Annotated in this window: 13 protein-coding genes; 8 read left to right on the top strand and 5 right to left on the bottom strand. The window is 71.4% G+C overall.

What is annotated here, in order from left to right:
* Positions 1–47 precede the first annotated feature (47 nt).
* The 3 genes from ACIP94_RS10545 to ACIP94_RS10535 all read left to right on the top strand — a co-directional run bounded on the left by ACIP94_RS10545 (position 48) and on the right by ACIP94_RS10535 (position 2,947).
* A complete protein-coding gene (locus tag ACIP94_RS10545) occupies positions 48–821 on the top strand; it encodes an alpha/beta fold hydrolase (RefSeq protein ID WP_402422462.1) in 774 nt (257 codons plus the stop codon).
* Positions 822–1,290: 469 nt separating this feature from the next.
* On the top strand, positions 1,291–2,400 hold the full coding sequence (locus tag ACIP94_RS10540; RefSeq protein WP_402422459.1) for a HoxN/HupN/NixA family nickel/cobalt transporter: 1,110 nt from the start codon (positions 1,291–1,293) through the stop codon (positions 2,398–2,400).
* Between the two features lie 367 nt (positions 2,401–2,767).
* Positions 2,768–2,947, top strand: coding sequence for a hypothetical protein (locus ACIP94_RS10535; protein ID WP_402422456.1), 180 nt, complete (start codon positions 2,768–2,770; stop codon positions 2,945–2,947).
* Positions 2,948–3,222: 275 nt separating this feature from the next.
* Here ACIP94_RS10535 and ACIP94_RS10530 read toward each other — a convergent pair whose 3' ends face one another.
* Positions 3,223–3,966 carry a DUF4142 domain-containing protein gene (locus tag ACIP94_RS10530; protein ID WP_402422453.1) on the bottom strand — a complete coding sequence of 248 codons (744 nt, stop codon included), beginning with the start codon at positions 3,964–3,966 and terminating at the stop codon, positions 3,223–3,225.
* Between the two features lie 269 nt (positions 3,967–4,235).
* Here ACIP94_RS10530 and ACIP94_RS10525 point away from each other — a divergent pair, with 269 nt between their 5' ends.
* Positions 4,236–5,303, top strand: coding sequence for a permease (locus ACIP94_RS10525; protein WP_402422449.1), 1,068 nt, complete (start codon positions 4,236–4,238; stop codon positions 5,301–5,303).
* Positions 5,300–6,253: a TIGR03943 family putative permease subunit gene (locus tag ACIP94_RS10520; RefSeq protein ID WP_402422446.1), complete on the top strand. Its 954-nt coding sequence runs from the start codon at positions 5,300–5,302 to the stop codon at positions 6,251–6,253. Before ACIP94_RS10525 ends, ACIP94_RS10520 begins: the two co-directional genes overlap by 4 nt.
* 189 nt (positions 6,254–6,442) lie before the next feature.
* Here ACIP94_RS10520 and ACIP94_RS10515 read toward each other — a convergent pair whose 3' ends face one another.
* Entirely contained in the window at positions 6,443–7,120 is a 678-nt protein-coding gene (locus ACIP94_RS10515) for a DUF6445 family protein (RefSeq protein ID WP_402422443.1), read from the bottom strand.
* Between the two features lie 106 nt (positions 7,121–7,226).
* Positions 7,227–8,558 (bottom strand): protein kinase, encoded by a 1,332-nt coding sequence (locus tag ACIP94_RS10510; RefSeq protein ID WP_402422440.1) that lies wholly within the window; start codon positions 8,556–8,558, stop codon positions 7,227–7,229.
* Between the two features lie 421 nt (positions 8,559–8,979).
* On the opposite strand from ACIP94_RS10510, the gene ACIP94_RS10505 reads away from it, so the two are divergent.
* The 3 genes from ACIP94_RS10505 to ACIP94_RS10495 all read left to right on the top strand — a co-directional run bounded on the left by ACIP94_RS10505 (position 8,980) and on the right by ACIP94_RS10495 (position 11,408).
* Positions 8,980–10,200, top strand: coding sequence for a cytochrome P450 (locus tag ACIP94_RS10505; RefSeq protein WP_402422437.1), 1,221 nt, complete (start codon positions 8,980–8,982; stop codon positions 10,198–10,200).
* A gap of 65 nt (positions 10,201–10,265) precedes the next feature.
* A complete protein-coding gene (locus tag ACIP94_RS10500; RefSeq protein ID WP_402422434.1) occupies positions 10,266–10,466 on the top strand; it encodes a ferredoxin in 201 nt (66 codons plus the stop codon).
* A 123-nt stretch (positions 10,467–10,589) separates the two neighbouring features.
* On the top strand, positions 10,590–11,408 hold the full coding sequence (locus ACIP94_RS10495) for a class I SAM-dependent methyltransferase (protein ID WP_402422431.1): 819 nt from the start codon (positions 10,590–10,592) through the stop codon (positions 11,406–11,408).
* A gap of 62 nt (positions 11,409–11,470) precedes the next feature.
* Here ACIP94_RS10495 and ACIP94_RS10490 read toward each other — a convergent pair whose 3' ends face one another.
* Together ACIP94_RS10490 and ACIP94_RS10485 are read right to left on the bottom strand one after the other, a co-directional pair.
* Positions 11,471–11,593 (bottom strand): hypothetical protein, encoded by a 123-nt coding sequence (locus ACIP94_RS10490; protein ID WP_402422428.1) that lies wholly within the window; start codon positions 11,591–11,593, stop codon positions 11,471–11,473.
* Positions 11,594–11,656: 63 nt separating this feature from the next.
* A complete protein-coding gene (locus ACIP94_RS10485; RefSeq protein ID WP_402422425.1) occupies positions 11,657–12,205 on the bottom strand; it encodes a hypothetical protein in 549 nt (182 codons plus the stop codon).
* Positions 12,206–12,391 lie beyond the last annotated feature (186 nt).

Below are 12,391 nucleotides of genomic sequence, written 5' to 3'. Positions count from 1 at the left end.
CGCTGACTAAGGTTGCTTATATAAAGATACTTAGTTACTGTCGGGGCATGACCACATCTCACCCGTACGTCGAGCAGCCCGAAGTGAGCCTCACCCTCGCCGAATCCGGAACCGGGCGCCCGGTGCTGGTTCTGCACGGCGGTGGAGGCCCGGAAACCGTCAGCGGACTCGCCGCCCACCTGGCCCGCACCGCGCATGTCCTCACCCCCACCCACCCCGGCTGGAACGGCACCCCGCGTCCCGACTGGTTCACCGGCGTCGACGACCTCGCCCTGGCCTATCTGCACCTTCTGCACGACCGGGGGCTGCGTGATGTGCTCGTCGTCGGCTCGTCGCTCGGCGGCTGGATCGCGGCCGAGATGGCCGTCCGCGACCAGGCCGGGATCCTCACCGGGCTGGTGCTGGTGAATGCCGTCGGCGTCGCGGTCGAGGGCGAACCGATCACGGACTTCTTCTCCCTCGACGCCCGCGGTGTCGCCGAGTACGCCTACCACGACTCCGAGCGCTTCCACGTCGACCCGGCCGAGGTCCCCGCCGCCCAACTCGCCCTCCGCCAGGGCAATATGGCCGCTCTGCGCACCATCGCGGGCGGCCCGTCCATGCACGACCCGAAGCTGCTGCGCCGCCTGGGACGCGTCCGGATCCCCGCCCTCGTGCTGTGGGGCGAGAGCGACCGCATCGTCACGCCCGCCTATGGGGCGGCCTACGCCGCCGCGTTCGGCGACGGCCGCCTCGAGGTCGTCCCCGAGGCGGGCCATCTGCCCCACATCGAACGGCCGGAGGCCACGTTCGCCCTGATCGACGCCTTCCTCGACGAGTGATCGGTTGGTCGTCCCCGTTCTCGTCCTCCTCACCCCCGAAGAAGTCCCCGTTCTCGTCCACCACCTCGGCCGCGACCAGCCCGCCGGCGACTCCGACGGCCGGCCCCACCGCGCCCGCGGCAACCGCCGTCCCGATGCCGGATCCCGAACGGTGCCCGCCGTGGTGGTCGCCGTAGTGGTTCCCGTGAGGGTCGCCGTGGTACCCGGCGCCCGCTCGCGCCGTGCGCCGACCCGCTGCCCGTTGAACCGGCCGTGAAGGTAAAGAAGTTCCCAAGCCCGCAGGTGAAGCCGGGAAGTCACCCGTATGGGGGATGAGTTGCGGGTCACGCGGGGCGCGTGCGGCTCGTTCTCGCGAGCCGAAGCCTTTACTGCGACTTTCTTGCAAGTAGTAGACTTAGGCAGCAAGGTGGAGACCGCAGTACCCGGAGAAGCAGGGGATTGCGAAACCCGCGAAGAAAGGCCCCACTCCATGCCCCCGTCCTCCTCCCGGATGCGGATGCCCATCACACGGCAGGAGTGGGGCCGGCTCGGCGGGATGGCCGCGTTCGTGCTGGCGCTGCACGTCATCGGGTGGTTCACGCTCGTCGGCATCGTGGCGCCGGAGCACTACAAGGTCGGCACCGGCTACTTCGGCGTCGGAATCGGGGTGACCGCGTACACGCTGGGCATGCGGCACGCCTTCGACGCGGACCACATCGCGGCGATCGACAACACCACCCGGAAGCTGATGGGCGAGGGGCGGCGTCCGCTGTCGGTCGGCTTCTGGTTCTCGCTCGGCCACTCCAGTGTCGTCTTCGTGCTGGCCCTGCTGCTCTCGCTCGGGGTGAAGGCGCTCGCCGGTCCGGTCCGCGACGACGGCTCCGAGCTGCACGACATCACGGGAATCATCGGTACGACGGTCTCCGGGGCCTTCCTCTACCTCATCGCCGCGATCAACCTCGTCATCCTGGCGGGCATCTGGAAGGTCTTCCGGCAGATGCGGTCGGGCCGGTTCGACGAGGCGGCCCTGGAGGAGCAGCTCAACAGCCGCGGCCTCATGAACCGCCTCCTCGGCCGTGTGATGAAGTCGATCAGCAAGCCGTGGCAGATGTACCCGCTGGGCCTGCTCTTCGGGCTGGGCTTCGACACCGCGACGGAGATCGCGCTCCTCGTCCTGGCCGGTTCGGGTGCGGCATCGGGGCTGCCCTGGTACGCGATCCTCTGCCTGCCCGTCCTGTTCGCGGCGGGGATGTCGCTGCTCGACACGATCGACGGATCGTTCATGAACTTCGCGTACGAGTGGGCGTTCTCCAAACCGGTCAGGAAGGTCTACTACAACCTCACCATCACCGGTCTGTCGGTCGCCGTCGCCCTGATCATCGGCACGGTCGAGCTGCTCGGCCTGTTCTCCGAGCGGCTCGGGCTGCACGGGGCCTTCTGGGACTGGATCGCCGGCATCGACCTCAACATGGTCGGCTTTGTGATCGTGGGCCTGTTCTTCGCCACATGGGCGGTCGCGCTGGTGGTGTGGAAGGTCGGCCGCATCGAGGAGAAGTGGACGTCCGGACTGGCGCAGCCGGCGGAACAGACCGCCGAGTAGGGCCCGCCCCGCACCGCGCGGACCTTCGGGACCGGACGCGGGTCGGCCGGCGGTGATCGCCCCGCTCGAGCCACCGTTGGAGGGGGCGGGATCGGCGGCCACCACGCGAACGAGCATGCGGGCACTCAGGCGACCGGAGAGTCTCGTTCCTGATGTGGCCGAAACGTGATGGGCTCCCGAACTCGTCGCGGTTTCAACGAGGTTGACAGGTGATCGGTCGTGATCGACTATGTGCTCGAACTGTGGTTCATGTGACCAGTGAGCCCAGTGTTTCTCTTCGACCGCTCTTTCCCGGCCACGGTTCCGGCGGCCTCACGCTGTCCGCTGCCCTGGCCCGGGGCACAGCCCACGAAGCTGGGAGGAACGCATGTCCGCCGCGCGCCGTGTCGCCGTAGGCCCCCTGCTCGGGACGGGCGCCGTGGCGCTCACTCTCACCGCCGGCACGGGCGGCGCCGCCTGGGCCTCGGACACGCCCGGCGGTGACGGCTGGGACAAGGCCGGCCACGGCTGCACGTCCGGCGAGGGTGGGCGCCGCGGCCGCGCATGACGCCCCCGGCGCCGCACCTCGCGCACCCGCGCATGACGCCCCCGGCGTCCTTCTGACCATCCTCCACGGGCCCGGCGCTCTTATCCCCCGGAGAGCGCCGGGCCCACCTTCTCGCCCCGGCGGGCGCCGGGCCGGCCGGCCTTCCCCGGGCGCCGGGCCGTCCGGCCTTTCGCCCGGGGAGCGCCGGGCCGGCCCGGACGGGATACGCCGACGACCGCCGCCCGGCGCGCTGTTCGCGCGTCCGGCGACGGTCGTGGCCCGTCAGGTCCGGAGGGTCAGCCCGTCGTGGGGACCGGGGACGGGGTGGTCGACGGCGGCGGGGTGAAGCCCGCGGGCGGGGAGAGGATCACCGTGGGCTCGCCGGGCGCGGGGGCCGGCGGGGTCATGCTGCTCTTCGGGAGCTTCGGCGGGGTCGTCTCCTGGAACAGGACGTTGTCGAAGTTCACCAGCCCCGTCTGCTCCATCACGGTGATGTGGTCGAGCACCGTGTCGTTCGCCTGGTCGGCCAGCTGGCGCACCAGTGTGTTCTGCGTGGTGGCACGGATGTTGGCGATGACCGGGAAGATCTGGCCGTGCGTCACACGCAGGATGTTGGCGAGATCGCTGTCGAACTGCTTGCCCTGGTCCGACGTCAGCGTCGCGACGAATCCCTGCTGTTGCGGGCTCGGCTGGTTGGGCAGTGTGATGCCGAGCTGCGTGGCGACCTTCCGGCAGGTCGCGTCCAGGTTGGCGTGCCCGTTGACCAGATGCGCACCGGCGGTGCGCACGGCCGGCGTGGTGCCCTTCTTCAGGGCCAGTTCGCCCGAGGGGAACTCCCACAGGCCGGCGGCCCGCACCTTGACGACGAAATCGCGGTCCGCCTCGGTCAGCGGTCCCGACGACGTGTTGGCGATGACACGCGACGGAGCGCTCGACACGGTCTGCACTCCCAGCATCGACGGATAGACGAGCGCCGTGAGTGTCAGGGTGAGGGCGCCCGCCACGAAGAGGGTTCCCGCCGCGTTCCGCGAAATGCGCATCGCACCTCCTGGTTGTTCGGACGTCCAGAGGTACGCGCGCGGCGGGGACCGGAACGTTTTCCGCTGGCAAAATCCGCGGTCCGCGCTGTGGGGGTCGTCACACCCGGGCGGGGCCCGCACCGCCCCGGACCGGCCCTCGGGCCGAGCAGCCCGTGGTCATGGGCCTTACTCGCGGGGCTCCTGTTGGGGAAGAGCATGCGTGGCGGTGCCGGGGTGCGTGGCCCGGCACCCGCTATGTTCGATCTGAACATCGGACATTCGGGGTTGGAATGCAGAAGACGGATGCCCTGGCCGCGCAGGCGCGGACGGAGGCGGAGGCGGCTGCCGCGGTCTCCGCGGTGACCGCCGACGTGCCCGCGTCCGCTCCCGCCCCCGCGCGCGACCGACGGTCGTTGCCCTGGCCGCTTCTGTTCGGTCCGGCCGTCCTCGCCGGTCCCGCGCTGCTTCTCCTCAGCCGGTGGCTGGATGTGCCGGCCATGCAGGCGTGGCGGACCGTGTGTCTGGCCATCGTCGTCCAGGCGCTGCCCTTCCTGCTGCTCGGTACCGCCCTGTCCGGTGCGATCAACGCGTTCGTGCCGGCCCGGGTGTTCAGCAGGGTGCTGCCGCGCCGGCCCGTGCTCGCCGTCCCGGTCGCCGGTGTGGCCGGTGTCGTACTGCCCGGCTGTGAGTGTGCCTCGGTGCCGGTCGCGAACAGCCTGATCCACCGGGGGGTGACTCCGGCCGCGGCCTTCGCGTTCCTGCTCTCGGCCCCCGCCATCAACCCCGTCGTGCTGACGGCGACCGCGGTCGCCTTTCCCGGCAACCCCGCCATGGTGCTGGCCCGGCTGCTCGCCTCGCTGGCCACCGCCGCCGTGATGGGCTGGCTCTGGCTCCTGCTGGGCCGCGAGGAGTGGCTGCGGCCCGCCGTGCGGCACACCGGGCACCAGCCGGGGCACAGCCGCTGGACGGAGTTCCGGCTCGGCTTCCAGCACGACTTCCTGCACGCGGGCGGGTTCCTGGTGGTCGGCGCGATGGCGGCGGCCACCTTCAACGTGGCCGTCCCGCGCTCCGTGCTCGACGCCTTCACCGGTTCCCCCTGGCTGTCGGTGCTCTTCCTGGCCGGGCTCGCTGTCGTCCTCGCGGTGTGCTCCGAGGCCGACGCGTTCGTGGCAGCGTCGCTGAGCGGCTTCTCGCCGACCGCGCGGCTGGCGTTCATGGTGGTCGGGCCGATGGTCGATCTGAAGCTGATCGCCCTTCAGGCCGGCACGTTCGGACGGGCCTTCGCGGTCCGCTTCTCCACCGCGACGACCCTCGTCGCGATCCTGAGCAGCTCGCTGATCGGAGCGGCCCTGCTGTGAAACGCCCCGTTCAGGTGACCCTGCTCGTCCTCAGCGGCCTCGGCCTGCTGCACGCCTCGCTCTTCACCGACCTGTGCCTCAGGTACGTCAAGGAGGGGCTGCGGCCGATGCTGATCGCGTCGGGCGTACTGCTGCTGGTGCTGGGACTGGTGGACGCCGCGTCGGGCAGCCGGAGCCGGCCGGCCCACGGCGAACCCTCCGGTCGGCCGGAAGGCGACAGCCGTGACGACTACGGAGTGGACGGCGACGGACGCTACGGCGTGGACGGCGACGGACGCAACGGCCTGGACGCCGGCGGACCGGGCCAGGGGCACGACGGCCACCGTCACGCGGGCCACCCTCACGAGGCCCGACGGCACCGCGGTCACGACGGCAGCGGGCACGGTGACAACGGGGACACCGCCGACAGCGGCCACGGCCACGGTCACGACCACTCCGGCGCCCCCCGAGTCGCCTGGCTGTTGTTCCTGCCCGCGCTTAGCCTGCTCTTCTTCGCGCCTCCGGCTCTCGGTGCGTACACCGCCGCCCGCGAGGCGCCCAAGACCGTCAAGGAGCAGCAGCACTTCGATCCGCTGCCCAGGACCTCTCCGGTCCCGATGACCCTCACGGACTTCACCACCCGTGTGCAGCAGGACCGTGGGCAGGCCATCAAGGGGCGCAGCATCCGGATGACCGGTTTCGTCACGCCCGACAAGCGCAGCGGCAGCTGGTACCTGACCCGGATCATCATCTCCTGCTGTGCCGCGGACGCCCAGTCCGTGAAGGTGCGGGTGTACGGGAAGCCGGCCCTGGCCGCCAACACCTGGGTGGCCGTCACGGGCACCTGGCACCCCGGCGGCACCCTGGGTACGAGTTCCGCGCCCGTCGCGCTCGACGCCCATACCGTCGAGCGGATCACCCGGCCGGTGAACGGGTACACGGACGACCTTCCGCTCACCCCCTCCCGCTGACCGCTCTCCTCGCGCGCGGCCGTACGGGAGGGTGAATCAGCGCTGAGGCCCCATCCATGGCTTCACATCCGGCGGTCAGACGCGGACGAACCTCCAACCAAGGTCGCTCCCCCCAAAGGCCGCGATCACCACGGACCGGACGACCGCGCTCTCCGGTCTCGGCCGCGGCCGAGCCCGTCCTCCGGCGGTTCAGGCCATCCAGAAGAAGACGGCCGTCATGCGCTTGTCCTCCAGGTCGCTCCCCCAGTAACCCGTGGCGCTGTGCATGATGTTGGCCTTGTAGAGAAGCAGCCGGTTGTAGCGCTGCGGCACGCGTACGTCCTCGGTGAACGCGTTCGGTGAGACATAGCGCGTGCCCAGCGCCTCGACCAGGTTGGTGTGCGGTGCCTGCACCATGTTGCCGCCCAGGACCCCGCCCGGCAGATTCTGGCGGTAGAAGCTCGTGCCGCAGTCCTTGGGGATGTTCGGGCTGAGATAGAGCACCGCGGCATAGCGGCACAGCGCCCGTGAGTCGGTGTGCGGACGCGGTTCGCCCTCGTCCTTGCCGACGACCTGGATGCAGTTGTGATTGAGGGTGCCCCCGCCGGGCGCGGTCTCCAGCCACAGCTTCCGCGCGCCGGTCTCCTTGCGCACGAGCCGTTCGACGTGCGCGAGTTCGTCCGGCGCGAGCCCGGGCATCGTCCGCAGCCCCGGCCAGCTCTCCTGGGTGTACGGGTGTCCCTTGGTCCAGTCGTCCTCACCCTTGGCGAGGCACCGGGCCCGTACCTCGTCCACGTTCGGCAGGACGTCGTCGAGTATCCAGTAGTCCCGGCCGCGGGTGGGCTTGCGATACGGCAGCACGGGCGGGCGTGGGGGCTGTGGGGGCATGCGGGTGAACCTACAGTCCGTGCTCGCCGCCGTCTCCTTCCGGATGGTCAACCTTCCGTCAACTCAACCTCGTTCGCGCACAAGGGGGTTGCGGTTCGGCGTGCGGTCAGGGCGTCGGCGACGCCGGGCTCGACCGGTTCTGCCCCGGGGTCTCCGCGGAACTGCTGTCCGGCGAGAAGACCGCCATGCTCGCGAACATCGCCGTGAGGAACAGCGCCGCCGCGGCGATCAGGCCCACGGCGCCCGGCCGCTGCACGACGAACGTACGCAGCGAGGGCCACGCCCGCCGGCCGCCGGCCGACTGGCGGTCACGGCGACCCGCCGTCGACGGACGGTCACGGCGACCCGCCGTCGACGGACGGTCACGGCGACCCGCCGTCGACGGACGGTCGCGGTGGCCTCCCGGGGTGGGGCGCTCCCTGTGTGCGGCGGTGGCGGGGCGTTCCCGGTGACCTCCCGGCTGCGCGCGCTGACGGTGGGCCGCCCGGTGGCTCGAGGCCGGGGCGGCGGAGGGGAGTTTGTACGTCGTCGCCGGGCCCCTGTCCGAACGGGGGAGCGCCGGAGGTTCCATCGCGGGCACCGGGGCGTGCCGCGGCTGTGGGGCGATGGCCGGGAGTGGCTCGGGGCGGCCCTGCCAGGCGCCGATGCCGAACCAGTCGGCGGCCTGCTGTGCGGTGGGCCGCTCCTCGGGCCGCTTGGCGAGCAGGCTCAGCAGATAGTTCTCGAACGCGGGCGGCAGCGGGACGCCCAGTTCACGGGGCGGCACGGGGGCGGTGTCGAGATGGTGGTGGAGGATCGCGATCGGGGTGTCGGCCCGGAACGGCGGCCTGCCGGTGAGGAGTTGATACAGCACACAGCCCAGCGAGTAGACGTCGCTGGGCGCTCCCGCGGGCTTGCCGAGGGCGCGCTCCGGCGCGATGTACAGGCTGGTGCCGACGATCTGCCCGGTCGCGGTGAGCGCGGCCGAGGGGTCGTCCATGAAGCGGGCGATGCCGAAGTCGCCGATCTTGACCGTGCCGTCCGCGTCGAGAAGCAGATTGCCGGGCTTGATGTCCCGGTGCACGATGCCCTGTCCGTGCGCCACGGCGAGTCCGGCCGCAGCCTGCGCGGCGATGTGCGCGACGCGCTCCGCGGGCAGTGGACCGTCGTCGGCGAGCACCCGGGCGAGGCTGTCGCCGTCCACGAGTTCCATCACCAGGAACAGCCGGCCCTCGTGCTCGCCGAAGTCCAGGACGCCGACCACATGGGGGTGGTGCAGCCGCCCCGCCGTCTGGGCCTCCAGCCGGAAACGGGAGTCGGCGGTGGGGTCGGCGTTCTGGGTCAGCAGGACCTTGACCGCGACCGGCCGGCCGAGCATCTGGTCGTACGCCCGCCAGACCTCCCCCATCGCGCCACGTCCGATGGTGGTGTTCAGCTCGTACCGGCCGGCGATCAGCACCTGTTGTTACATCCTCATGCCGTGAGACGAATGCCGTCAGACCGCTCGACCGCCGCCGGCCATGACTCCGCCGGAACGGGTGATGGTGGGGAGCCGGAGCGGATCACAGCCTAACGGCACGCTCGCCGATTCGATCACGTCTCCCCCTTGTGGTGACCGAGGGGTGACGAACCTGTCGCACAATCCCCGCCTGTCGGGCACTCCTGGCGCGGCGGTGCCCGGCTTGGCCGGTCCCGGATCCACAACTCCCCTCGGGGGGAGGGCCGATGGGAACGGGCCAATCGGCGGAGGGCCCCCGTGCCGCTGACCGGGTGGAGGACGGTCCGACATCGGCCAGGCTGGTAAGTCAGTCGATTGACTTGATTCATGGGAAGGGATGGCCTGTCAGCAGAAGCCGTATCAGCAGGAGCAGGAGGCCATCGTGAGTGACGGACGCATCGAGCGGCCGGAGCCGCTGCCCTACCCCTTCGCCACCCCGGCGGCGCTTCAGGTGCCGCCGGAGTGGGCCGAGCTGCGGCAGACGTGCCCGGTGGCGCGGGTGACCCTGCCCAGCGGGGACGAGGCGTCGCTGCTCACCCGGTACGAGGACGTCAGGAGCGTGCTCGCCGACCCGCGCTTCACCCGCGAGCTGAGCGCGCCCGGAGCCGCCCGGATCACCGACACCGAGTCCGGGGGACCGTTCAACAGCCCGGTGTCGAGGACGCTCGCCGCCGAGGGGCACGAGCGATGGCGCCGGATGGTCGGCAAGTGGTTCACGGCGGGGCGCATGTCCGCGCTGCGGCCCGGGATCGAGGCACGGACGGAGCAGCTCGTCGACGAGATGCTGGAGCACGGCCACCCGGCCGACCTCGTCACCCGGGTGGCCTTCCCGCTGCCGGTGTGGGTGATCTGCGACATGCTCGGGGTCCCGGCGAGCGACCGGGAGGCGTTCGCGCACTGGTCCGACGTCAGCCTCAGCCTGACGCGGTTCGGCGAGGCCGAGATCGACGCCGCCCAGGCCGAGTTCACCGCCTATCTCAGCGAGCTGATCGAGGGCAAACGCGTACACCCCGGCGACGATCTGCTGAGCCGGCTCATCGACGCGACCGACGCCGAGGGGCGGCCGATGTCCGGGGCGGCGCTCGTCGCCACCGCCCAGGCGCTGCTGGTCGCCGGGCACGAGACCACGGCCGGAATGATCGCGAAGATGGTGGCCCTGCTGCTCGCCGACCGCCGGCACTGGGAGCGGCTGCTCGCCGACCGGTCGCTGGTGCGTACGGCTGTGGAGGAGGTGCTTCGCTTCGACCCCAACGGCGGCTTCGGCCTGCCGCGCTATCTCTCCGAGGACGTCGTGGTCGCGGGTGAGGTGGTGCCCTCCGGGACCACCGTGATCTGCAGCATGTCCGCCGCCAACCGTGACGAGAGCGCGTTCGAGGGCGCCGACGCACTGGACCTGGGCCGCAGCCCCAACCCGCACATCGCGTTCGGCGCCGGAGCGCACTCCTGTCTGGGCCAGCCGCTGGCCCGCACGGAGCTGCAGACCGTGCTCGACGTACTGCTGCGCCGTCTGCCGGGCCTGGAGCTGGCCGTCGAGCCCGGCGAACTGCGCCGGGTGGAGGGCCTTGTCGTCGGCAGGCTGCACGAGCTTCCGGTGCGCTGGTGAACGGGCGGCGGCCCCATCGGCTCCCCCCTTCCCGCACCGCCGCCCCGCCGAGAGGAGACACGGACATGAAGATCACGGTTGACGAGGCGAAGTGCTGCGGTGCCGGTCAGTGCGTGCTGCTGGCGCCGGAGGTGTTCGACCAGCACGAGGAGGACGGGATCGTCCTCCTCCGCGACGCGGAACCCCCGCCCGGGCAGCACCCCGCGGTGCGGGAGGCGGCGAGCATGTGCCCGACCGCCGCGATCACCCTGACCGGGAGGGACTGACCGCTCCCGCCCCGGCGGCTGCCCCCGCCGAGCCGAGTGGCCTGCGGCCGGACGCGTGAATTGCGGGGCCCGGCCGCCGGAGGGCAGGGCCGCCATGACGACCGCCGCAATAGTGTCCCCGGCATGACGGAAATGCTCAGCGGGCCCACCATCGGGGAGCTTCAGGAACGTGCCCACAGTGAGGGGCACGACTACGCCGAGGGCTCTCCGCACATCCGGCACCACCGCATCCGCGAGCGGGTGATCTCGGGTCTGCACACCCTGGTCGGCGAGGTCACCGAGCGCAACGGCCGGTGCCGGGTCCTGGAGGTCGGTGCCGGGCATGGGACCTTCACCGACCACCTGGTGGCGGCCGGGGCGAGGGTGGAGGTGACGGAGATGAGCGCCCCCAGCGCGGCGGTTCTGCGTCACCGCTTCCGCAACAACCCGCGCGTCACCGTCACGCACGATCCGGAGGGAAGGGAGATCCTCCGTTCGGAGCCGCTCGACGCGGTGGTGTGCATCTCCGTACTGCACCACATCCCCGACTATCTGGGTGCCGTCGAACACCTCGTCGGCCGTATCGCCCCCGGCGGTGCCTTCTTCAGCGTCCAGGACCCCTTGTGGTACCCGCGCCGGTCGGGCGTCTCGATGCGGCTGGACCGCGGTGCGTATCTGCTGTGGCGGCTCGGCCAGGGAAATCTGCGGCGCGGTCTGGCCACCCGGGCGCGCCGGCTGCGCGGTCACTACGACGAGACGAACGAGGCCGACATGGCGGAGTACCACGTCGTACGGCAGGGAGTGGACGAGGTGGCACTCCAGGCGCTGCTGCGACCCGCCTTCCACCAGGTGGAGCTGCAATGTTACTGGTCGACGCAGTCGGGTGTGCTCCAGTCTCTCGGGGAACGCTTCGGCCCCGCCACCACCTTCGGCCTCTTCGCCCGCGACCGCCACGCCGGCTGACCGCGGGTCTCGCGCCCGGGACCGACCGGGCCGGCGACGCGGACCCGGTCCCACCGGAACGGTCAGGCCCGGACGTCCAGGAGGTACTTGCCCAAACGACCGGCCAGCCGGCGTGCGCTGCGCGGACGGGGTGCGACGGCCCGCGACTCCTCGACCAGGGCGGAGAGACGATCGGTGCGGTTCATACGCCTCAACGTAACTGCGAGGTACGACAGTGGACGCGACGAGCACTGCGCCGTCCGTCCGGTCTATGTGATCCCCGCTCCCCTTCGCGTCGCCCGGGCCCGGCCGAAGGACCAGGCGGCCAGAGCCACCAGTCCGGCCGCCCCGGCCCCGTATACCGGCAGCCACCGGGTCGTGGTGGCCGCCAGGCAGTCGGCCACGACCGTGTGGCTCTGGCCCTGCTGTGCGCGGGCCAGCGCCACGGGGTCGCGTCCGGCCAGGTTCGCCAGCGCGGCCTCCACGCGGAGGCGCTCGTATCTGCCCAGCTCACGACACTGGCCGCGGGTGCCCGGCATGGGGAACAGCCACGCCCAGCGCTGCATCATCGGCGCCAGCACGATCGCGACGCACAGGCCCACGACCACCGAGTACGCCAACAGGTTCACGGCGTACGCGGAGCGCAGGCCGGGCGCCCAGGCCGGCAGGCGGTAGAAGCAGAAGACCAGCGCGAGAAGCGTCATGCCGAGGTAGGTCGCGAACCACTGCCAGGAGCCCTGGGCGAGTGCGGCCGTCAGCACGGCGGCCAGCGCGATGCCGATGACGCCCGGCTGAGGGTCGGCGCCACGGCCGTCCATGCCGACGTCTTTCCGGGCTCTTTTAAGGCCGAGGTGGTCCACCGTCTCTCCCGCCTGCTCACGAGGGCACCAGTGTGCGCACCGAGCGCGCCCTCGTCGCCGGACGGGGCCGGACGGCACACAAGCCCGCCCGGTTGGCGGCGCCGTCCGTGGAGTCCCGGGGGCCGACCGACCCCCGAGGAACGA

This window comes from Streptomyces sp. NPDC093261, from assembly GCF_044753645.1.
Taxonomy (GTDB): domain Bacteria; phylum Actinomycetota; class Actinomycetes; order Streptomycetales; family Streptomycetaceae; genus Streptomyces.
Note: the sequence above shows the minus strand (reverse complement) of the source record. Positions and strands in the feature narration are given on the sequence as shown.